Below are 19,925 nucleotides of genomic sequence, written 5' to 3' on the forward strand. Positions count from 1 at the left end.
CCGGCTTATTCGAGGTCGAAGCGGTCGAGCTTCATGACCTTGCTCCACGTATCCACGAAGTCGTGGACGAGCTTCTCTTCCGCGTCGGCAGAGCCGTAGACTTCAGAGATGGCCCGGAGCCGGTCGTTCGAGCCGAAGATGAGGTCGATGCGTGTGGCTTCCCACTTGACCTCGCCGGTGTCGCGGTCGAGACCCTTATACCGGTGTTCTGAGTCCGCTGCCGGCTCCCACTTCGTGCCCATGTCGAGCAGGTTCACGAAGAAGTCGTTGGTCAGCGTCTCCGGCTCGTCGGTGAAGACGCCGAGGTCGGTGTCCTGATAGTTCGCACCGATCGAGCGCATCCCACCGATCAGGGCCGTCAGTTCCGAGGCCGTCAGGTTCAGCAGGTCCGCGTTGTCGACCAGCACTTCCTCCGCCGGTCGCGTGATGTCGTCCTGAATGTAGTTCCGGACCCCGTCGACCTTCGGCTTGAGAGCGTCGAAGGAAGGGGCGTCGGTGTGTTCCGGTCCCGCATCGACGCGGCCGGGTTCGAACGGGATCTCGACGTCGTAGCCGGCGTTCGCTGCCGCCTGCTCGACGGCCGCGTTGCCGCCCAGCACGATCAGGTCAGCAAGCGAGACCTGCGTCCCGTCGGAGCGCGAGTCGTTGAACTCCGCCTGAATGTTTTCGAGCGTCCCCAGAACCGTCTCTAGCTGCTCCGGCTCGTTGACCTCCCAGTTCTTCTGGGGTTCGAGCCGGAGGCGTGCGCCGTTGGCGCCGCCGCGCTTGTCGCTGTCGCGGTAGGTCGAAGCCGACGCCCACGCGGTCTTGACGAGCTGGGAGACAGAGAGGTCCGAGTCGAGGATTTCTTCCTTGAGCTCGGCGATCTCCTCGTCCCCGATCAGGTCGTAGTCGGCGTCCGGGAGCGGGTCCTGCCAGATCATCTCCTCGTCAGGGACTTCCGGACCAAGGAACCGCTCCGGCGGCCCCATGTCGCGGTGAGTCAGCTTGTACCAGGCCTTCGCGAAGTTCATCCCGAACTCCATCGGGTTCTCCTGGAAGGTCTCCATGACCTCTCGGTAGTCCGGGTCTCGCTTCAGGGCGATGTCCGTCGTCAGCATCATCGGCGTCTGCTTCTCGTCCGGGTCGTGGGCGTCCGGGACGCTGTTTTTCAGCTCTTCGCTCTTGGGTGCCCACTGCCACGCGCCGCCGGGACCCTTCTCCGGTTCCCACTCGTAGTCGAGCAGGTTGTTGATATATCCCATGTCCCACTCGGTCGGCGACTGGGTCCACGGCCCTTCGATACCGCTTGTGATCATCTCGCCGCCCTTGCTGTTCCCGTTCTTGTTCTGCCACCCGAGGCCCTGCTGCTCGATTGGAGCCGCTTCCGGCTCGGGACCGAGGTTCTCTTCGGGGTCGTCAGCGCCGTGGACTTTCCCGAACGTGTGTCCGCCGGCGATGAGTGCGGCCGTCTCCTTGTCGTTCATCGCCATGCGGTCGAACGTCTGCCGGATGTTCTTCGCCGATGCTTCCGGGTCCGGGTTGCCGTCCGGCCCTTCCGGATTCACGTAGATGAGGCCCATCACGGAGGCACCGAGGCCCTCCTGTATCTCGCCCGGCTCGTCGAACCGCTCCTGGGTCTCGAACTCGTCTTCCGGCCCCCAGTTGACAGCCTTATCTTCCTCGAAGGCGTCCTCGCGGCCGCCGGCGTAGCCGAACGTTTTGAATCCCATCGACTCGATGGCGACGTTCCCTGCGAGAATCATCAGGTCGGCCCAGGAGATCTTGCGGCCGTACTTCTGCTTGATCGGCAGGAGCAGCCGTCGCGCCTTGTCGAGGTTCGCGTTATCAGGCCAGCTGTTGATCGGTGCAAAACGCTGTCGACCGCCCGCCGCGCCGCCGCGGCCGTCGGCGGTTCGGTACGTCCCGGCGCTGTGCCAGGCCATCCGGATGAACAGCGGGCCGTAGTGGCCGTAGTCGGCCGGCCACCAGTCCTGCGAGGACGTCATCAGCTCTTCAAGGTCCGACTTCACCGCTTCGAGGTCGAGTTTCTGGAACTCCTCCGCATAATCAAAGTCGTCCTCCACCGGGCCGACATCCCGAGCGTTCTGGTCGAGAATCTCGAGGTTCAGCTTACTTGGCCACCAGTCCTGGTTAGATTTTGGTCGCTTCGACCGTCCGCCTGTGGCGCCGCTCATATCAGAGTTCGGTGTTTCTGCCATCTTAACAGTAAGTAAGATTCGTCGGCAGCATACAAATCTTTGGATATGAGTAAAGAAATAGCATCGTGTGAAAAACATTCTCCCTGAATTCTGTGGGACGTCCGGGGAGCAGCGATCTCAAACCTCTGTAGCAGAAGCTGTGTGTAAAAGGAGCGCCCCAGGGGGAGCACAAAGGATTTAAAAACAGGCGGTCAGGTACGCGGTATGGGTGAGTTCGTACTCCAACTAGATGGGTTGGGCCTCCAGCAGATGGGCCTCGAATTCGGTGGCGGCGGCCTTATCGGCGGTATCATCGGGTTCGCCGCAAAGAAGGTTGCAAAGCTCATCGCCGTCATCGTCGGCATCGAGCTGGCGCTGTTCAAGTTCCTTGAGACGCGCGGGATTCTCGAGGTGAACTGGAACGCGATAGGCGGGGCCGCACAGAACGCGACTGGCACCGCCGGGAACGCGGCGGCGACGCAACCGCCGTCCTGGGTCACGTCGCTGCTTTCGGCCCTGCCGGTCAGCGCTGGTTTCACGGCCGGCTTCCTCGTCGGATTCAAGAAGGGATAACGCGACGCCGCGGCGTCAGCCGCGTGTACTGATGTCGTCTTCGTCTTTGATTATCTGGGTTTCCGCCTCGCCGCTGGTGTGTTCGTTCACCACGTCATAGAAGTCGTTCTGCAGACCGGCTGGGAACGTCATGACGCCGACCCACGAGCCATCAGACTGCCATTCCTCGCGTTCGAGGTCTCCGAACTGCCGGATCTGTGCCTGGGCGCTCCCGGCGTAGTCCGCAGGGACCTGCACGGCAACAGTGACCTCATCAAACCGGATTGGGATGACTGGCCGGAGCGCATCGAGGGCGTCGTCGACCTGCGCCTCGACGGGCTCCATCGGGTCAACTCTGAAATCCGTTTCTTCGAGGGCAGATTCGATTCGCTCCGGCGGGTGTGGCGCATCATCCATCTGCGGGTTGACCGCGTTGCGCGTAATCCGCTGGATGAGCTGTTTGTGCTTTTGTTCCTGCATCTCGCGGCGCTGGTCGGCCGTGATCTGGATCTCACCCCGTTTGATGACTTCGGGGATGATAGCCATCGGCTCAGTCGTGTCAAACACCTCTTCGAGCATATTCTCGGGCGGCCGGTCCCCCCGCGAGGCGTCCTCGAACACGTCCTCCGCTGCGATAACGTCCTCGAGGTCGTCGTCGAAGTCATCACGTTTTATCGCCAGCGCAGCGTCCGGATCCACCAGTACCTCGAACCGCTGGCCGTGGGATTCGAGGCGCGCCGTCACCGCCTCGTCAAGCGATATCATACCCGTCGGTAGCAGTGGGCCAGTTAAAGGCCTTACTGCGTGGTCGAACAGAAAAAGTCCAGTCGCCCGCGAGGGCTGTCGGAAGGGTTACTCTTCGGTGGCGTCTTCGGCTTCGTCGTCCGCGTCTTCGCCGGTGTCAAGCAGGTCGGCCTCCGCGAGGTGGGCCTCCTTCTCCTCGTCGGTCAGCTGGCCGAAGGTCTCCGTTTCGACGTCGACCGTAGCGACGCCGATGCCTTCCGGCGAGAGTTCGTCGTCGTTGACTGACGCGAGAGCGGCCAGCGCGAGGTCGACACCCTCGTCAAGGTCCATCCCCTCGTCGTAGTGCTCTTCGAGGTAGTCTCGGATGTCGCCGCGGTCGGCCCCGACAGCGAGGGCCTTCCACTCGTAGGGCGTCCCGGAGGGGTCGGTCTCGAACAGGCGCGGCTCGCCGTTCACGATGCCGCCGATGATGAGGGCAACGCCGAATGGGCGCGCGCCACCAACCTGCGTGTACTGCTGAATGTAGTCGGTGATTTCCTTGGTGAGGGTCTCGACGCCGACCGGCTCGCCGTAGCGGAGCTGGTTCACCTGCGCCTGTCGGCGGGCGAAGTCGATGAGCTGTCGGGCGTCAGCGACGTGGCCGGCCGAGGCGATACCGATGTGGTCGTCGGCCTTGTGGATCTTCTCGACCGAGGAGCGCTCCATCAGCGGCGACCGGATGCGCTTGTCCACGGCGAGAACGACGCCGTCGCTCGTTCTGACGCCGATGCTTGCTGTGCCGCGTTTGACCGCTTCGCGGGCGTACTCGACCTGGTAGAGGCGTCCGTCCGGCGAGAAGATAGTGATCCCGCGGTCGTAGGCCTGCTGTTGGTTTTGTCCCTGCATAGTTATCGGAAATCGAGTGCTGTCGCGCCGACGAACGCACCGTCGGAGGCCGTTTCGACATCGTAGCGCGGCGGCCGAACAGTAGCGCTCCGGTCTGCGTTCTCGAACACGACGTGTCTCTGTTCAGTGGATTCCGGCGGCCCGCGTATATACTTTTCTTCACAGGCACGCACGGTGCCGCTAATCCCCCGGACACGGACCCGAACGTCATCGTCATCGACGCTGTCCAGACAGGTCAGCGCGGCCCGTGCCGGGTTCGTCTGGCCGCGTCTGGTCCGGACGATAGCCTCAGCCGTGCCGTCGTAGTCGTGGAACTGGAGGACCATCATGTCCGTCTCGGCGCTGCCGGTGTCGCCAAGCAGGTTCTGGGCGGCGTACCACACCTCGCGCTGGAACGCCCGGCGGCCAAAGGAGGCGTTCGGCCACGTCTCGATGCCGACGGCAAGATAACGCCACCGGGGCCGGAGATGCTTCGGGAGGTGTTTCATACACAAGCGTTGGAACGGAGGACAATGAGCGGTGTGGTGTGGGAGTCGGCGGTAGTCTGTCTCAGACACACAGCACAGTGCCCCGAGAAGTAGAGCGGTCCGGCGTCGGGTCAGAACAGGCTGTCGGTCGTCACCGCGCCGACGACACTGAACACAGCCCCGACGCTGATGGCGCGGAAAGTGACGATCATCTGGTCAGCCAGGGGAAGCTCACCCAGGAACTGGTCAGGAGCGGTGACCGCGATTGCGAGCGTTCCGACGGAGCCGAACACGACAAGCAGGACAGAAATGAACCTGACTGGGACACCGGCGACCGCGGCTTCGCGTCTGGGGTTACGGTCGTTGTCAGCGCCGTACAGCCCGCCGTATCCGATGGCTGCGACAATACAGACGAGAAATACGTTGTGGAAGACGGTCATGTTCAGCGCGAGCGCCCACACCTCTTGGGTCACGACGAACGGTCCGGACAACAGGAATCCGCCGACGATCTGTTGAGCCGTGTCCGCGAGTTTGTGTTTCTGTCGCATCCGTTCTAGTCTAACTTGATTCGGCTGACAGAGATTGTGCCAGAGCTGGTGATACATCTACGGTGAATAACTGGCGCTGAAGATTCGATCTGCTCGTGTGTGACAGCCTGAACTTCTCTCAGGAGGAAGAAGCACTGAATTGCCCATCTGGACCGAGTAGCGCAGCTAACCAGCGACGCGAATCCAGCGTTCTCGCTGGATTACGCGAGCTTGGCGTCAAACGAGTTGTACTGTACCTCCTCAAGCAATAAGGTACGGTGAGCGTTCGGGTTCAATCCGTCGTTCATCAGCGATTTGACGAGACTTGGCGTCTCATAGCCGAGTCGCCGAGCGACTCGGCGGAGTATCCGATCATTCCGGCGGCTCACAGCCTTTGCCCAGCGCTCTCGTGGCAGCAGTGACGACGGCTCAATGTCGTCGTCACTGCAGTTGTCTTCGAGAATCTCGATGAACAGTTCTCGAAGTGTCCGGCTCACAATGAGTGAAATGAGGCTGATCAGAATGAGCGCTTCAACGACCTCTGGTTTGGTTGTATCCATCTTGTCAAGGGCGTATGTAGTCTTGAGTTCACGGAAGAGAAGCTCTACTTCCCATCTAGCTTGGTAGAGCTTTGCGATATCTGAGGCAGCGTAGTCGTCAGCTGGAAGATTCGTGATGTAGAGGTGGTACTGCTGTTGGTCCTCGTTCCAGACACCAACGACGCGAAACGTCTCAACGGCACGGCTGCGCGTGCCGTTGTAGACGCGTCGCTTGAACTCGACCTCGCTCTTGGCATCAATCACGTCACGATGCAGATCGTCCAGAATATCCTGAACTTTTTCTCCCTCCAGAGAAATGGCGTTGCCACGCCATTCCCTGAGTTCGTCGACGATCTTCGGTTGTGCGTTTGGCTTCAACCGCGTCAGGAACCAGCCGCCGTTAGTGTCGATCAAGTCCATCGTCCGGTACTCGAAGTACGCCTGATCGTACAGCAGCAGTGCGTTCTCCAGCCATGGTCCAGTCGACAACTGCGTTGACTCGTGCGTGCGAGCGTCTGTGATAGAAAACTCGGTAGGGAGGCCTGTACTGGTTGATTCGACCACGTGGAGCTTCGCTCCAGCGTGGTCGTCACCAAAGCCAGGGAACTCATCAAACAGCTCCTGGAACAGCGTAATGACTGTCATATCCACGATGAAGACTTCACGGAACTCCTCAAACCGTCCTTGGAGACGGTCGCTCTCGTGATCGAGGTCCTCAAGGGCCTCCTTGAGGACCTCTCGAAGGAATGTACACAGTTCAGGCGTGAACCACTCGTAGAAGGATGAGTACCTGATCGTGCCACCAAAGGTATCGATGTAGGTTTGGCGGAACGCTTCGATTGTTCTGTGCCCGGCTGAGAGAAATCCGAGCGCAAGCGCCCAGAACAGAGCGTCAGCTTCCAACTTCCCGCCGTCGCGCTGCACCAGTCCGGTTGCGCGAGCCAGCTCGCGCAGCCGGCTGTTTGGAAAAGTATTCACCAACCGCTCTTCGATTACCTCATCCGGTGGTAGTTTCATTCACTTTCCACCGGTTTCTCATCCCGGTAACATCTGGTGGTTTTCCTGCTAACTCAGCCTTAGCCTAGAACGGATGTGTTTCTGTCGTTCTTTCATACGTCTCGTGTACTCCGGTCAGATGCAAACGCATTCGGGTCAAGTCAGTCGGCTGACGTGCCGTAGAAAAAAGCGGAATCGGGCTGCAACGCACTACATCCTGCACAGAACCGATACCGTCCAGTGAGAGTGGTATCAGCGCTAGTTACTCGGCATCGTCTGCGTCGTCTTCCAGCCGGACGCCGGGTTCGATGACGGCACCGCTCTGGCGCTCACGGTTGCGTTCCACGATCTGACCCCACTCCGTCAGGCCCTCGCGGACGGTGTCAGCGTCGAAGCCGATGGTCTCCCCGACCGCGATGATATCTCGCGGTGCCCGAATCTGGAGATGAGTGTTCGGCGACGCCGAGACGACGAAGGGCGCGCCGGCGTTCTCGACCAGTTCCCGGAGCTTCCGGAGTTCCTTGATGGCCCGGACGCGACTGCCGCCGGAGGCCCGGAGCACCGGGCCGAAGTCGAACTCGACGCGGACGCCGTTGTCAGCCGCCGCGTTCGCCAGCACGTGGTTGAAATCACCGTCATCACGCATCGGATGGGCGAGCACGTCGACAGTCGGTTGCTCGACCGCGAACCGATTGATGCGGCGGTCGCCGCCGTGGACGACGACGACCGTCCGGTCACTTCGGTAGTTCCCGACGAAGCCACTCGCCCGTGAGGGGTCGTCCGCTCGGACCTCGATGCCGGCCGCGACATCAACCCCATAGGCGTCGCTGATAGCATCGGCGTCGTAGTCCGCCTGTTCGTCGCCGTGGTTCCTGACGACGATACCGTCGTACTCTGAATCAGCGGCCGTCAGCGCGTGTCGGGCAACGGTGCTGTCGCCGTCAGGATGAGCGTAGACGGCCTCGTACATCACAACTCCTCTAGGAGTTCGCGGGCGTTCTCGACGGCCTTCTCCCGCTTTGCAGGGTAGGCCTCGACTTTCGCCCGGAGCGTGATGCCGTCGCCGCGTTCCACGTTCCCGCCGAACGCGGCCTGTTTGCCGAACGTGAGGAAAAACGAGCAGTTGTCGTCAACCCGGTCGTCAAGTTCCGCACGCACCGCGTCGATCTCCGGCGCTGACGCTACTTGCGTGAGCACGTGCCGGATGTCGTCGGCGTTTTCGACGCGAGCCGAAAGGACGATGATCCGGTCGCCGTAGTGCCCCTCGCTCTGTGCGCGCTCGACAGGGTAGTCCTCAGGGAGGAACGTCCGGAGCGCGTCCTCAACGCGCTTGTCGTCCTCTGTTGCGTAGCAGAAAGTCCGGAGGTCAACGTAGTGGAACGGAACCGACGACATTGCGGCCCTACTCGTCCTCAGCGGCTTCGAGGTTGTCCTCGGGGACGCCCTGTTCTTGGCCGTCCTCGAAGGAAACCGTGTAGTTGGCGTCGCCGAACATCGTCTCAACGACCTGCGTGATGGTGCCTTCTTCGCCGTCGTAGTCGCTGTGCTCGTCGTGGAGAATAACGCTGTCGTCCTCTTCGAATGCCATACCCGGCGGTACTCGGTGGCTCGTCAAAAAGGGACTGATTCGGGTTTGCTCGGCCTAACCGTGGACGTGGTCAGTAAATGGAGCGGTGACACGTCCTGTATTGACCAATCGGGACAGCGATAAACCCCGATCAGCGTAGACCGAGCGGTGCGCCGGCCAGCGATGACCGTTCCCATGTTCTCTATCACTTCGGTTGTGGAAGGTCCGACACTAATTAGACCTATCTAAATATTTGCTTAGATAAATAGAATTAAGTGCCGGGGAGCTCCACAGTCACGTGCGTTCTGTCAACCACGGAACGTAAAGGCGTATAGATCGAGTGGGTAGAACGAACCGTCAGGTCGTCGCAAAACCAAAGAGTTCCTGCTACACGGGAGCGTGGCTTTCCTTGTTCGGACACCTTCCCGTGTTTCGTTTCGAATGAGCCAGCCCAGCGTGTATCCCCATCCACACTTCCCCACCAGTGTCAGCAACGCAATGGGTTCGATAGCGAAGCCGCCCGAGATTCGCCACGACAGCCGATCTGTCACAACAACTGTTATGGGACTCTCTAAACTAACCATCGACATGATCAATCCACCGCTTTCCCCCATCGAGACGGCTGTTTCGTCGAGGTGTCAGACACAGATAGGACACAGATGACGAGCGTCGACGACCTGTGGTTCCTCTCTGATAAGGCCTGTCAGACGGCCGAACAGACGTATCACGACCTCCGGAAGCGCTACACGGATTTCGTCGAGTTCACGCGCCACCGCAACGTCCCGCGGAGTCGGTTCCGAGATGTGGCGACCGGCGCCCGGGATCACGGCGCACCCTACGGCGCGCACACGCTCGCCTACCGACCCAGCGGTGAACTCCTGCTCGTCCGCCACGAAGGCGTCGACATGTGGGTTCTACCCGGCGGCGAGCTCGACAGAGGCGAGTCCTTCCAAGAGGCCGCACTGCGGGAATTAGGCGAGGAGAGCGGCATCGAAGCAACCATCGAGGGACTGGGGATGCTCGGACGGGTCGAGTTTTACTGCGACGGTAATATGGCCTGGGGCGTGCTGCCAGTGTACGAGGCGCAAGCAGAGACGACCGACATCGCCGTCGACGACCCGGACCACGAAATCAGCGAGGCCCAGTGGTTTGACAAACTACCGGCCGATACGCGCGACCGCGAAGAGATCCTGCAGTGGCGCGGACAGCGGTTCAGCGGCAGAGCGTGAGCCGCCGAAGTCGGGTCGATTACTCCGGCCCGAACGACTGCCCGTCGCGGGCGTCGGCGTTCATCCGGCGGATGGTCGCGCGGGCGTTACTCGCGTCGTAGCCGAACAGCACGGTTTCGGCGTACTCATCGGCCACCTCGACGGCCTTTGAGAGATCGTCAACGTCCACGTCGACGGCATACAGTTCGATGCTAAAGGGTGTCGAGAGTCGGTCCTGCCAGCCTTTTGCGAGAATCTCCAGCCAGTAGGTTGTCGAGTACGCCATGTCGTAGATCGGGACGACGAACTCGTCGACGTACTCGGCGATGTCGTCAACCGCGACACCCGAGCGGGCCTCGAGGTGGCCGGGGTAGGGGTCTGGATACAGCGTGAGGTACATCTTCCCGGGCACGCGCTCGCGAGCCTCGGCGACAAACTCCGTGATGACGTTGCTGCGCCAGGCCGACCAGTCCTCGAACTCGCTGTCGGCGAAGCGCTGCTCGCAGCGGTCACAGTGGCAGTACTCGTCCCGTGGAAAGCCCACGTCATCGAGGCGGACGTCCTCGTTGACGGCGGCGGCCTCCTCGATGATGTCGAGCAGGCCCTCGCGGTAGCGGTCGTGGGTCGGGCAGACGTACGTCCAGTCGAAGTACGGCTGGTTCCGCGTTGCCGGCGTTCCCTCGTCGTCGAACGCGAGCAGGTCCTCCTCGCTCTCGACCGCGTTGTCGCCGAAACAGGATACCATGTTTACCGCGCCCGCAATCGGTTCGACAGCGCGGCCGGTCACGTCCTTGACCTCGTAGAACGCCCGGTCGAACTCGGACCACTCCGTCTCCTCCTCGTTACGGGTGACGACGCCGTACATACACGCTGGTACGGCGGTTCGCCGGGTAAGGGTTCGGAAAGCGACGGCGCTGCCGCTGACAGCGCAGAAGCCGAGAGAATACTGCCGGCCGTCATAGTACCCGACCCAATACAACGCCGTTGAGGACCAGTAGGCAGGGCGGCCGGCAGTAGGTTCAGAGGGTGATACAGCCGATTCGCGCAGCGTTACCGCTTGACGACGTACACGAGGGCAAGTGCCATGACCGCGACGAGGGCGATGACTTTCTTTGACATCGTTTCAATAAACGAACACCGATTATAAAGAACTACCGCCGTGCTAATCGTCAGCACTCCCCTCTGTATCAGCGGGCATATCGGCGTCAGGGCCGGGGATATCGGCCCCGTCGTGGGTACCGACCGGCGGTCGGTTTACCGCTGCCGCTGACGAGTCTTCGAGGGGAGTCCGGTCGTCAGCGTCGGCCTCGATCGATTCCATGTCGCCGTCAGACCGTGCATCCTGATCGATGCGCATCGAACAGAACTCCACGCCACACATCGAGCAAAAACGTGCCTCCTTGTAGTTGTCACCGGGGAGCGTCTGGTCGTGGTACTCGCGGGCGCGGTCGGGGTCCAGCGCCAGGTCGAACTGCTCGCGCCAGTCGAAGGCGTACCGGGCTTCCGAGAGGGCGTCGTCCCAGTCCCGCGCCCCCTCGCGACCGTTTGCCACGTCGGCGGCGTGGGCGGCGATGCGATAGGCCGCAAGCCCGTCCCGCACGTCGGACTGCTCCGGGAGGCCCAAGTGTTCCTTTGGAGTGACGTAACAGAGCATCGCCGCACCGGCACGGCCTGCCTCCGTCGCACCGATGGCGCTCGTGATGTGGTCGTAGCCCGGCGCAACGTCGGTCACGAGCGGGCCGAGAACGTAGAACGGTGCGCCGTCACAGACCTCCTGCTGACGTTCGACTTGCTCAGCGACCTGATCCATCGGGACGTGGCCCGGTCCCTCGACCATCACCTGCACGTCGTGTTTCCAGGCGGTCCGCGTGAGTTCCCCGAGCGTGTCCAGTTCGGCGAACTGTGCGTCGTCGCCGGCATCGGCGAGACAGCCCGGCCGGAGGCCATCGCCGAGGCTGAAAGTCACGTCGTACTCGCGGAATATCTCGCAGATGGCTTCGAATTTCGTGTACAGCGGGTTCTCCATGCCGTTCTCCTCGATCCACTTGGCGAGGATGGACCCGCCGCGAGAGACAATCCCCGTTTTGCGGCCGTCAGTCAGCGGCAGGTGTTCCATCCGGACGCCGGCGTGGATAGTCATGTAGTCGACACCTTGTTTCGCCTGTTTCTCGATGGTATCCAGCAGTAGTTCGTGCGTGATGTCGCTCGGGTCGCTGGCGCGCTTGACCGCTTCGTAGATCGGGACTGTTCCGATCGGGACCGGCGAGTGCCGGACGTTGGCCGACCGTATCTCGTCGAGGTTACTCCCTGTCGAGAGATCCATCACCGTGTCCGCGCCGTAGTGGACAGCGGTGTGAAGCTTCTCCAGTTCGCCCTCGATATCGCTCGTCTCCTCGCTGTTGCCGATGTTTGCGTTGACCTTCGTCGCAAACTCCCGGCCGATAATCATCGGGTCCAGCGAGTCGTGGCCGACATTCGCGGGAATCACCGCCTGTCCGTCAGCGACTTGCTGTCGAACGAACGCCGGGTCGACACCTTCGCGCTCTGCGACTCGCTCCATCTCCTCGGTGACGGTTCCGTTCCGCGCTGCTGCCATCTGCGTCATAATCACTAGGTTATACTACCAAGTTATAAAACACTATGGTCGAACGCGTGAAAGACACCCCGTCAATACTGGGAACAACCCCAACACCGATGTACCCGAACGAGAAATGAGCGAATAATGGCCCGACAAACCCGGCGTGCAGTACTTGCGGCACTGGGGAGTGGTATCGCCGCAACCGCTGGCTGTGGGGCATTCGGGCAGGAACGGGTAGACGTGCTGGTGGCAGGGAGTTTACAGAAGGCAGCCAGCGAGACGCTCCAGACCCAGACAGACGTCGAAATCGCCGTCGAAGCCCGCGGTTCAGTGCAGGCCGCCCGCCTGGTCGCTGACGGGAAGCGCGACCCGGCTATTGTCGCGCTGGCGGACCCCACCCTGTTCAACCGGGTCATGGACACCGCCTGGCACGCCGTGATCGCCAGCAACGAGATGGTACTTGCGTACAACCCAGAGACAAGCGCCGGGACCCGTATCACGGACGCAGAGCCGTGGTACGTGCCGCTCAGACGTGACAGCGTCTCGCTCGGCCGTACTGACCCGGCGCTTGACCCGCTTGGCTATCGAACGCTGTTCGTGCTGGCCCTCGCGGCGGACTACTACGACGAACCCGGCCTACCAGATGCTATCCTCTCGCCGGACCAGACGTACCCCGAGACACAACTGCTCGCGCAGTTCGAGACGGGAGCCGTCGACGCCGCCTTCGTCTACCGGAGTATGGCGGTCGAACGGGACTACCCCTTCCGGGAGTTCCCGCCGGAGATACATCTTGGCGACCCCGCATACGCCGAGCAGTATCAGACCACCAGCTACGAGCTGCCGAACGGCTCGACAATCACTGGCAGCCCTATCGAGTACGGGGCTATCCGCCGCAATACCCAGGAAGCGACACGTACAGCCTTCGAGGCAGTCCTGTCCGGAGACTGGCTCGCATCACACGGATTTACCCTCCGTCAGGCCTATCCTCGACTAGTGGGAGATGTCCCGAACACTGTCACGCGGTGAGACCAGTGCCGGCCACACGGTCGGCGTGCGCGAGCTCGTTCCCGCGCTGGGAGCGGTGCTACTCCTGTATTTTGTCGTTCCGGTGCTGGTGCTCGTTATCACGTACTCCCCGGCGGCGCTGCTGACGAGTCTGACAGAGACGTACGTCATCAACGCCGCAGTCACATCTCTCGTTGCCGCACTCGGCAGTACGACCATCGCTGTCGTATTTGGCCTCCCGCTTGCCTACTGGCTCTCGCGAAACACCAGCGTGCTGGCGACCGCAGCGATGGGTGCCGTCGTCCTCCCGCTCGTCCTCCCACCGGTTGTCAGCGGGATGTTGTTGTTGACCGTCGTCGGCCCGAACGGACTCGGCGGTCTTACCGACCTGACGCTGACACGGTCGCTGCTTGGCGTCATCGCCGCCCAGACGTTCGTCGCGTCGCCGTTTTTCGTCGTCACTGCCAAGGCTGCCTTCGATGGCATTGACGACCGGCTCGAAGAAGCCTCACGGTCGCTCGGACGCGACTGGGTCGGGACGATGCGTTCGGTGACGGTCCCGCTCGCAAAGCCCGGGCTGCTCGCCGGACTCGTACTGACCTTCGCCCGCGCGATGGGCGAGTTCGGCGCGACGATGATGCTGGCGTACTATCCGCGGACGCTCCCTGTCCAGATCTGGGCCTCGTTCATCTCTGACGGACTGGATGCGGCACTGCCCGTGGCAGTAGTGCTGCTCGGCGTCGCGCTCGGGACGCTGCTGGTGGTCCATGCACTGCGGGCGACGCCGTGGCGGTAGCGGTTACTGCAGGAAAAGTCGCACCACCAGCTTACCGCTCGTGTGCCCAGAACTCCTCGTCGACGGTGACTTCCTTCTTGAACAGCGGCACCTCCTCTTTCAGCCGGTTGATGCCGTCTTCAACGGCGCGGAACGCCTCAGTTCGGTGGCCGGCCAGAATGACGACGAAAACGATGTCCTCGCCAGCATCGACCACACCGGTTTTGTGGTGTAGTCGAACCGCGTAGACGCCGTCGCGTGCTTCAAGATCCCGCCGAAGTGCGGCCATCTTTTCCGCGGCGACCTCGTCGTAGCGTTCGAACTCCAGCAGCTCCGTTGGCGGGTCCTCCGGCCCCTCCTGTGCACGAACGCGCCCGGTAAACGTCGCTATTGCACCCGAGTACACCTCGTCCGGGTCCCGCTTTACGTCCGCGACAAGTGTTTCCAGCGTGATGTAGGGGTCTCGCTCCTCCATCGCGGTGAGGATGTCGTCAAGGTCAGCGTCTGCACCGTGGGGCGTGCGATGGATGACGGGGTCGGCGGCCTCGCGGTCGCCGAGGACAACTTTCGGGATGTTCGCGTCCGAATACCCCTCTACGAGTACGTAGTCGTAGTCGGGCGAAAGGTCGTCCAGCGTCTCGTCGAGCGTCCGCGACTGCCCCGTCGCGTACCACTCGCCGTCGTCGGTGAGCGCGACGGTCTCGGCCGCTCCAGCGTCGCGGTGGCGAACCGTGTCTTTTCCGTCCGTGTCAACATCCGGTGCGTGCGTGCAGTGTTTCACCGTCGCGACACGGCCGGTCCCGGAGAGCCGCTGTGTCAACCGCTCGACCAGCGTGGTCTTCCCCGAGTCGGAGTGGCCGACGATACCGAGGACTTGCATACGCGCCAGTAGCAGGGCGACGTAGATAGACCTTTTTCATAGCGGCGTCGCGGCTGTCGCCAGTAGCCCTTCCTCAGCGGTCGACAGTTTTCTCGACCACACGGATATCTTCGATAGCTGTCGTGGGATACTCGCCGTCATCGTCTTTCTCGTTTGCTTTCACCATATCCCAGACGACGTTGAGGCCGGTCGTCACGCCCTCCAGCGCCTCCATCTCGCAGCCAGTCTTGCCAACCGTCTCGACGGCCACGACGATTTCGACGGCCTCATCGCCAACGGTGAACTCGATGTCGACGTTCGTGATGGGGATCTGGTGGCACATTGGCACCGTCTCCCAGGTGTGTTTTACCGCCTGAATTGCGCCGATACGGGCTGTCGCCAGCACGTCGCCTTTCTCCACCTCGTCGGCGTCGATGGCCGCCAGCGTGGACTCGGTGAGTCGAATCTGTCCGCGTGCGACTGCGCGGCGCTGGCTCTCGGCCTTGTCGCCCACATCGACCATCTGTGCGTCCCCCTCCTCATCGACGTGCGTGAACTCCTCGGACATAGCTATCCGTAGCCGACGCCGGCCCAAAACCGTGCGGGTCCGCGTTACCGGCGGACGAGCCCAAGCAGGTGGCCCACGGCTGGCGCGACGAGTTTCTCCGCGCCCGTCCGGGCGGCGTTCTCACTGCCGGGGAGGCAAAACACCAGGCGGTCGTCGACGACGCCGGCGGTCGCGCGCGAGGCCATCGCCATCGGCCCGACTTCCTCGTAGGAGAGCCAGCGGAACAGTTCACCGAAGCCGGGAACCGGCCGGTCGAACAGCGGTTCGATGGCGTCGACAGTCACGTCGTCGGGCGTGAGCCCAGTCCCGCCGGTCGTCAGAACCACGTCGACGCCGTCATCTAGCAGGGAAGCGACAGCGTCCTCGATAGCGTCCATCTCGTCCGCGACGAGGCGGCGCTCGGCGATTTTGTGGCCCGCGTCTTCGCAGGCCGTGGCGATGATGTCCCCCGCCGGGTCATCATCGAGTGTTCTGGAGGTAGAAACTGTGAGAACCCCTATGTCAACCCCTTCGGCGTCGTGGGCGTGATGGTCGTCATGGGTGTGTTCCTCGTGGCTATGGTCGTGGTCACTGTCGTGTTCGTGCTCTCCGTGGTCGTGGCTATGCTCTCCGTGTTCATCCTCGCTGTGGCTGTGACCCGCCTCGTCGTGGCCGGTCGCTTCGTCGTGGTCGTGCCCCATACCGGAGATGATAGGCGGCGGCAAAATATACCCTCGGCTGCGTGGCCAGTGGTCGGGCCAACTCTGACAGAGTGCAAAAGTAGGAACCAGCCGAGAGAGCCGGTGGCTTACTCGTAGTAGGGGAGCCGTTCGACGATCTCCGCGAAGGCCACGTTCTCGCGGACCTGATCCATCTCGACGCGGAGGCGCTCCCCGACATCCGCATTGGAGACGATGACGACGTACCCGCCGTCAATGCGCGCGACGCCGTCGCCTTTGTCCCCGATGTTCTCGATTTCGACCACACGCGTCTCACCCTCGGCAACGGGCGGGGACGACGGTCCAAACTCCGGTTCCCTGCTCCGCTCGTCGGACTGTGAATCGGACTGCAGTCCGGATTGAGAACTGGATTGCGGCTCCTGCCTGGAGTCGGAACCAGACTGCGGCTCTTGCTTGGAGTGGGACTCTGACTGGGACGCGGGTGCCTCAGCCGCCGACTGGAACAGTGCGATCCGGTACAGCGTCTCGGGGGCCAGCGTTCCCAGCTCGACCTCCTGTTTTGGAATCTCGATCACGTACGAGTCGTGCTGCTCCTCAACGGGTGCGGTAAAGAGACAGTGAAGATCTGAATCGGTCGCCATTAGTATAATTGGTTGGACTAGCACCGGAACTGCATTGATTCTGGTGTTTTCGATCCGCCGGGCCGAACGCTGCTAGAAGGAGTGAGCGTGTCATAGAATCCTCCTCATAGTGTGAGCTTCTCACGACCCGGGTCGTCTCCTCGCTCGAAATTTGTGATTGCGACAACGATGCGGAGACACAGCGCAATGAACACCTCTGTTCGTGCGTGGACGCGGCCTCGGGCGCGAACGTGCCCGAGGCCGCAGTCCTTCACCGCATCGTTGGTGCGTTCGACTCCTGTACGGCGGTTGTACGTCTCATCCAAGACTGATTGCTTGAGCTGAACCTCCTCACTGTGTTCCTTGATACGGTCTTCGACCCTGTATTCGATATCGAGCGGGTCATCAGTGTTTCGTGGGTTGTACGGGGCGACTGGTACAATCCCTACTTCCAGCAGGAAGTCGTGCCACTCAAGAATGTCGTAGGCACTGTCTCCAAGCATCCAGATCGGTGTCCCGACGGCGAGCGCGTCTTTTGTGACGCGCATCGCCGTCTCAGCGTCTGCCTGCTTGCGTTGGGTGAATTCTGCTGCAATCGGGATCTTTGAACCGGTCGAAACGATCGTACAGCCGAACCCGTAGTAGTGCTCTTCGGCCGTTGAATCGTAGTTCCACGACGCATCGTCGTTGTACTGGATCGCTTCAACGTGCGTCGAATCGATAGAGTACGTTGAGTTGAGCAGGCCGCGGGCGGCGGCCTGCTCGACGAGCCTCTGGAAAACATCATCGATGACGTGTTCTAGGTCGGTGAGAAACCGGTCGATTGTGTCTCTGGATGGCGGTTTGTCGAGCCCGCAATAGTACCAGACGAGGCCGTGCTGAAGTTCTCGTGCAACCGGGCGTGTACCGTAGACATCCTCGTAGTAGCAGTGCAGAAAGCCGCGAAAGAGGTCTGGTGGCTGATGCACCCGTGTTCGCCCCCTCGAAGCGGGGGCGAACACGTCGTACTCTAGCAGAAACTCGAACTCAAGATGCTCAAACAGCGGTACTGTCTCGGTAGCCGCGACATTCAAGAAGGCGTCTACCGAATCCAAATCTTGCAGGGTTGCGGTTGTGCTGGACACACTTTCCGCACCCTGCTGCTTCGTATGTGACCCTTTCTATGACACGCTCAGGAGTGGCAAACAGGCTGTGCACGCCTGCTATCGAGCGAGCCGTCGAGCAGCGTGGGGCGATTACTCGAATTCGAACAGCCGACGGAGTTCGCGCTCGATAGCGTCAGTGAACGCCGATAGCACTGTGTCGAACGTCGCTTCGTCGCCCGGCAACGACTGCGCACGCGCTGCAGTGTCGTCGGGGAGCCGGATGCTAAACGTCCCGTTGCCCTCGTACACCGGCTCGCTCTCGCTGAGAATCTGCCGGTCGATCCCACGAAGGACCTCGGAGTCGTACTGCCCGTGCAGTTCCTGATACGCGTTCGAGTACGCCGTTTCGAGCTCTTCGAAGTAGTGGACGTATTTCTCGTCGAACTTCTCGGCGTCGAACTCGGTCATAGATGCAGTGTCGCCGCGGCGAGGGGAAAAGGTTCTGTGACTCCGTGGACGTCGTTTACCACTCCCCCGAAACCCCGATTTCACCGGCAAAGTGCGTGAAAAACTCGTCCATGAATTCCCGGCGTGTCTGACCGAGACGCCGGCCGGGTTGGGTGTACAGCGTATCTAATCGTTCCTGCGCCCAGTCTCGAAGCAGTTCGATATCCGGAGAATTCGACGTTCCGAGGTCGGTAGCTGACGTGTCATCGATGACCGCGTATTTCTCACCCGTCCGCCCAGACCGCTCGCCGACGATACAGGCCAGTCGGACGAGTCCGCGTGCCCCGGCAGCGTCCAGCTTGTCCGCATCGAAGAGGAGTTTCGCCTCCAGCGTTCTTGGCTCCGGCGAACTCGTGCGGATACTGTGTGCTTGAATGCAGTGTTTGATACGGCCGATTCGGTCGGGTTTCACGCCTTCGGCCGCGAGTAGCTGTGCGGCTTCCGCCGTGGCCCAGTCGTCGTGGTCATCAATTTCACCGGCCCGCTCCCGGGGCCGACCGATATCGTGGAGCCACGCTGATGCGGCAAGGACATCCCGGTCGACCGATCCATTGCAGTCGCCCGCGAGCCGAAGCGCGATGTCTCGAACTCGCTTGGCGTGAAACTGGTCGTGGGCTGGGAGGGCGTCGTCGTAGTACGGCATCGACAGTGTTCGAGCGAGGGGACCCAGTTCCTGTGTCATTAGCGGCAGTGGCACCTCGCGTGCCGGCTGGAATAATTGCTATGGAATGTGCCAGCCTCACTGACATGACACAGAGTGGAGCCACTCAGCAGGAGTCAAGCAGGTCATCAAGGAGTTTTCGCTGGGCCGCAGCGAGGTGCTCGGTAAACGTCGAAGTGGAGATATCCAGCGCGTCGGCCACGTCACCGGCGGTCGCATCGCGCGGATGTTCGAAATAGCCCATCTCGTGGGCCCGAGCCAGCACCTCGCGCTGGCGGCTAGTCAGTTTCGCGCGGTCAAGCACGACCGGCCGGTCCGCCTCGGTGGGGGTGTCTTCCAGTAGCCGCCGGAGTTTGACGGCCTCGCCTTCCGACTGGAGGTCAGCGACAATCTCTCGCAGGGTCGGAACATCGTCAACGAGGAAGGTGACGACGAGGGATTCGGTGTCCGCCGTGAACTCATGAACGACGCAGCCGGCTGCTTCGATACGTTCACACACGCAGCCCTGCCCGGCCGCTCTGGACAGTTGGAAGACGTGTCGCTGCTCGTAGGCGAACACGTGGTCAACGTTCAGACCATCGGTCTGTAGCACTGACGGCGGCCCGTCACCACCTTTGAGGGTAAACTCTTCGATGACGGGGTCAGCAGCGGCACTCGTTACACTTCGGGAGACCGACGACACTGACCACTCCTCATCAGCGTGGGGCTGTACGTGACAGGACCGAGGACCGAACACTTCGACCTCGGCGAGTATTCGGCCCGACATGTCTGGGGGATGCCCCGGCTGACATAAGAAGGTCTGTGCGAACATGTTCGTATAAAAAACCGCCATATAATGGGCCTAAGATGTCGGGCTGGCAGTTCATCGGGGTGCTGGAACAAAGCCTGAACACAGCGACACAGATAGCCGTTCGAATCGCTGGCGAACCGAGATAACACAAGA

At 61.6% G+C, this 19,925-nt stretch carries 23 protein-coding genes; 4 read left to right on the forward strand and 19 right to left on the reverse strand.

The genetic code is table 11. The annotated features are described in order from the left end of the window. Positions 1-5: 5 nt before the first annotated feature. Complete coding sequence (gene katG / locus BDK61_RS10580; protein ID WP_121303211.1) at positions 6-2,201, reverse strand: catalase/peroxidase HPI; 2,196 nt, start codon at positions 2,199-2,201, stop codon at positions 6-8. A 204-nt stretch (positions 2,202-2,405) separates the two neighbouring features. Here katG and BDK61_RS10585 point away from each other — a divergent pair, with 204 nt between their 5' ends. Beyond that, positions 2,406-2,753: an FUN14 domain-containing protein gene (locus BDK61_RS10585; protein WP_004960824.1), complete on the forward strand. Its 348-nt coding sequence runs from the start codon at positions 2,406-2,408 to the stop codon at positions 2,751-2,753. Positions 2,754-2,768: 15 nt separating this feature from the next. Here the strand turns inward: BDK61_RS10585 and BDK61_RS10590 are convergent, their stop codons facing one another. The 8 genes from BDK61_RS10590 to BDK61_RS10625 form a co-directional block, all read right to left on the reverse strand. Further along, positions 2,769-3,497, reverse strand: coding sequence for a ribosome assembly factor SBDS (locus BDK61_RS10590; RefSeq protein ID WP_004960822.1), 729 nt, complete (start codon positions 3,495-3,497; stop codon positions 2,769-2,771). 87 nt (positions 3,498-3,584) lie between these two features. Next, a complete protein-coding gene (psmA, locus tag BDK61_RS10595; RefSeq protein WP_121303212.1) occupies positions 3,585-4,361 on the reverse strand; it encodes an archaeal proteasome endopeptidase complex subunit alpha in 777 nt (258 codons plus the stop codon). A gap of 2 nt (positions 4,362-4,363) precedes the next feature. Next, on the reverse strand, positions 4,364-4,849 hold the full coding sequence (locus BDK61_RS10600; protein WP_121303213.1) for an Rpp14/Pop5 family protein: 486 nt from the start codon (positions 4,847-4,849) through the stop codon (positions 4,364-4,366). Between the two features lie 110 nt (positions 4,850-4,959). Beyond that, positions 4,960-5,376 carry a DUF2391 domain-containing protein gene (locus tag BDK61_RS10605; RefSeq protein WP_121303214.1) on the reverse strand — a complete coding sequence of 139 codons (417 nt, stop codon included), beginning with the start codon at positions 5,374-5,376 and terminating at the stop codon, positions 4,960-4,962. Between the two features lie 200 nt (positions 5,377-5,576). Continuing rightward, a complete protein-coding gene (locus BDK61_RS10610; RefSeq protein WP_244209691.1) occupies positions 5,577-6,911 on the reverse strand; it encodes an IS4 family transposase in 1,335 nt (444 codons plus the stop codon). A 241-nt stretch (positions 6,912-7,152) separates the two neighbouring features. After that, positions 7,153-7,860, reverse strand: coding sequence for an RNase P subunit p30 family protein (locus BDK61_RS10615; RefSeq protein ID WP_121303215.1), 708 nt, complete (start codon positions 7,858-7,860; stop codon positions 7,153-7,155). Next, entirely contained in the window at positions 7,860-8,285 is a 426-nt protein-coding gene (locus BDK61_RS10620) for an RNA-binding protein (RefSeq protein WP_004960808.1), read from the reverse strand. The genes BDK61_RS10615 and BDK61_RS10620 overlap by 1 nt, the downstream gene beginning before the upstream one ends. A 7-nt stretch (positions 8,286-8,292) precedes the next feature. Then, positions 8,293-8,478 (reverse strand): hypothetical protein, encoded by a 186-nt coding sequence (locus tag BDK61_RS10625; protein ID WP_004515500.1) that lies wholly within the window; start codon positions 8,476-8,478, stop codon positions 8,293-8,295. Between the two features lie 638 nt (positions 8,479-9,116). Here BDK61_RS10625 and BDK61_RS10630 point away from each other — a divergent pair. Then, a complete protein-coding gene (locus BDK61_RS10630) occupies positions 9,117-9,686 on the forward strand; it encodes an NUDIX hydrolase (RefSeq protein ID WP_004960806.1) in 570 nt (189 codons plus the stop codon). A gap of 19 nt (positions 9,687-9,705) precedes the next feature. Here the strand turns inward: BDK61_RS10630 and BDK61_RS10635 are convergent, their stop codons facing one another. Both BDK61_RS10635 and thiC read right to left on the reverse strand, forming a co-directional pair. Next, positions 9,706-10,530: a hypothetical protein gene (locus tag BDK61_RS10635; protein WP_004960799.1), complete on the reverse strand. Its 825-nt coding sequence runs from the start codon at positions 10,528-10,530 to the stop codon at positions 9,706-9,708. 297 nt (positions 10,531-10,827) lie between these two features. Further along, on the reverse strand, positions 10,828-12,270 hold the full coding sequence (gene thiC / locus BDK61_RS10640; RefSeq protein ID WP_121303216.1) for a phosphomethylpyrimidine synthase ThiC: 1,443 nt from the start codon (positions 12,268-12,270) through the stop codon (positions 10,828-10,830). Between the two features lie 117 nt (positions 12,271-12,387). On the opposite strand from thiC, the gene BDK61_RS10645 reads away from it, so the two are divergent. Further along, positions 12,388-13,269 (forward strand): extracellular solute-binding protein, encoded by an 882-nt coding sequence (locus tag BDK61_RS10645; RefSeq protein WP_004960792.1) that lies wholly within the window; start codon positions 12,388-12,390, stop codon positions 13,267-13,269. Further along, entirely contained in the window at positions 13,244-14,044 is an 801-nt protein-coding gene (locus tag BDK61_RS10650) for an ABC transporter permease (protein WP_004960789.1), read from the forward strand. The genes BDK61_RS10645 and BDK61_RS10650 overlap by 26 nt, the downstream gene beginning before the upstream one ends. 31 nt (positions 14,045-14,075) lie before the next feature. Here BDK61_RS10650 and BDK61_RS10655 read toward each other — a convergent pair whose 3' ends face one another. From BDK61_RS10655 to BDK61_RS10690, 8 genes are all read right to left on the reverse strand, one after another. Beyond that, entirely contained in the window at positions 14,076-14,903 is an 828-nt protein-coding gene (locus BDK61_RS10655; protein ID WP_004960787.1) for a molybdopterin synthase, read from the reverse strand. Between the two features lie 73 nt (positions 14,904-14,976). After that, entirely contained in the window at positions 14,977-15,450 is a 474-nt protein-coding gene (moaC, locus tag BDK61_RS10660) for a cyclic pyranopterin monophosphate synthase MoaC (RefSeq protein ID WP_004960783.1), read from the reverse strand. A gap of 44 nt (positions 15,451-15,494) precedes the next feature. Then, positions 15,495-16,130, reverse strand: coding sequence for a MogA/MoaB family molybdenum cofactor biosynthesis protein (locus tag BDK61_RS10665; protein WP_007190105.1), 636 nt, complete (start codon positions 16,128-16,130; stop codon positions 15,495-15,497). Positions 16,131-16,237: 107 nt separating this feature from the next. Then, positions 16,238-16,750 (reverse strand): TRAM domain-containing protein, encoded by a 513-nt coding sequence (locus tag BDK61_RS10670; protein ID WP_007190104.1) that lies wholly within the window; start codon positions 16,748-16,750, stop codon positions 16,238-16,240. 104 nt (positions 16,751-16,854) lie between these two features. Continuing rightward, positions 16,855-17,853, reverse strand: coding sequence for a transposase (locus BDK61_RS10675; protein WP_121302241.1), 999 nt, complete (start codon positions 17,851-17,853; stop codon positions 16,855-16,857). 111 nt (positions 17,854-17,964) lie between these two features. Beyond that, positions 17,965-18,282, reverse strand: coding sequence for a DUF5783 family protein (locus BDK61_RS10680; RefSeq protein WP_004960775.1), 318 nt, complete (start codon positions 18,280-18,282; stop codon positions 17,965-17,967). Positions 18,283-18,337: 55 nt separating this feature from the next. Then, positions 18,338-19,003 carry an HD domain-containing protein gene (locus BDK61_RS10685; protein ID WP_004960772.1) on the reverse strand — a complete coding sequence of 222 codons (666 nt, stop codon included), beginning with the start codon at positions 19,001-19,003 and terminating at the stop codon, positions 18,338-18,340. 85 nt (positions 19,004-19,088) lie between these two features. Further along, positions 19,089-19,748 carry a helix-turn-helix domain-containing protein gene (locus BDK61_RS10690; RefSeq protein ID WP_011223489.1) on the reverse strand — a complete coding sequence of 220 codons (660 nt, stop codon included), beginning with the start codon at positions 19,746-19,748 and terminating at the stop codon, positions 19,089-19,091. Positions 19,749-19,925: the final 177 nt, after the last annotated feature.

This window comes from Haloarcula quadrata (assembly GCF_003634715.1).
Lineage (GTDB): Archaea > Halobacteriota > Halobacteria > Halobacteriales > Haloarculaceae > Haloarcula > Haloarcula marismortui.

Coding starts and splice junctions, on each gene's coding strand:
- katG (WP_121303211.1), bottom strand. CDS start 2,201: ATGGCAGAAACACCGAACTCTGATATGAGCGGCGCCACAGGCGGACGG.
- BDK61_RS10585 (WP_004960824.1), top strand. CDS start 2,406: ATGGGTGAGTTCGTACTCCAACTAGATGGGTTGGGCCTCCAGCAGATG.
- BDK61_RS10590 (WP_004960822.1), bottom strand. CDS start 3,497: ATGATATCGCTTGACGAGGCGGTGACGGCGCGCCTCGAATCCCACGGC.
- psmA (WP_121303212.1), bottom strand. CDS start 4,361: ATGCAGGGACAAAACCAACAGCAGGCCTACGACCGCGGGATCACTATC.
- BDK61_RS10600 (WP_121303213.1), bottom strand. CDS start 4,849: ATGAAACACCTCCCGAAGCATCTCCGGCCCCGGTGGCGTTATCTTGCC.
- BDK61_RS10605 (WP_121303214.1), bottom strand. CDS start 5,376: ATGCGACAGAAACACAAACTCGCGGACACGGCTCAACAGATCGTCGGC.
- BDK61_RS10610 (WP_244209691.1), bottom strand. CDS start 6,911: ATGAAACTACCACCGGATGAGGTAATCGAAGAGCGGTTGGTGAATACT.
- BDK61_RS10615 (WP_121303215.1), bottom strand. CDS start 7,860: ATGTACGAGGCCGTCTACGCTCATCCTGACGGCGACAGCACCGTTGCC.
- BDK61_RS10620 (WP_004960808.1), bottom strand. CDS start 8,285: ATGTCGTCGGTTCCGTTCCACTACGTTGACCTCCGGACTTTCTGCTAC.
- BDK61_RS10625 (WP_004515500.1), bottom strand. CDS start 8,478: ATGGCATTCGAAGAGGACGACAGCGTTATTCTCCACGACGAGCACAGC.
- BDK61_RS10630 (WP_004960806.1), top strand. CDS start 9,117: ATGACGAGCGTCGACGACCTGTGGTTCCTCTCTGATAAGGCCTGTCAG.
- BDK61_RS10635 (WP_004960799.1), bottom strand. CDS start 10,530: ATGTACGGCGTCGTCACCCGTAACGAGGAGGAGACGGAGTGGTCCGAG.
- thiC (WP_121303216.1), bottom strand. CDS start 12,270: ATGACGCAGATGGCAGCAGCGCGGAACGGAACCGTCACCGAGGAGATG.
- BDK61_RS10645 (WP_004960792.1), top strand. CDS start 12,388: ATGGCCCGACAAACCCGGCGTGCAGTACTTGCGGCACTGGGGAGTGGT.
- BDK61_RS10650 (WP_004960789.1), top strand. CDS start 13,244: ATGTCCCGAACACTGTCACGCGGTGAGACCAGTGCCGGCCACACGGTC.
- BDK61_RS10655 (WP_004960787.1), bottom strand. CDS start 14,903: ATGCAAGTCCTCGGTATCGTCGGCCACTCCGACTCGGGGAAGACCACG.
- moaC (WP_004960783.1), bottom strand. CDS start 15,450: ATGTCCGAGGAGTTCACGCACGTCGATGAGGAGGGGGACGCACAGATG.
- BDK61_RS10665 (WP_007190105.1), bottom strand. CDS start 16,130: ATGGGGCACGACCACGACGAAGCGACCGGCCACGACGAGGCGGGTCAC.
- BDK61_RS10670 (WP_007190104.1), bottom strand. CDS start 16,750: ATGGCGACCGATTCAGATCTTCACTGTCTCTTTACCGCACCCGTTGAG.
- BDK61_RS10680 (WP_004960775.1), bottom strand. CDS start 18,282: ATGACCGAGTTCGACGCCGAGAAGTTCGACGAGAAATACGTCCACTAC.
- BDK61_RS10685 (WP_004960772.1), bottom strand. CDS start 19,003: ATGACACAGGAACTGGGTCCCCTCGCTCGAACACTGTCGATGCCGTAC.
- BDK61_RS10690 (WP_011223489.1), bottom strand. CDS start 19,748: ATGTCGGGCCGAATACTCGCCGAGGTCGAAGTGTTCGGTCCTCGGTCC.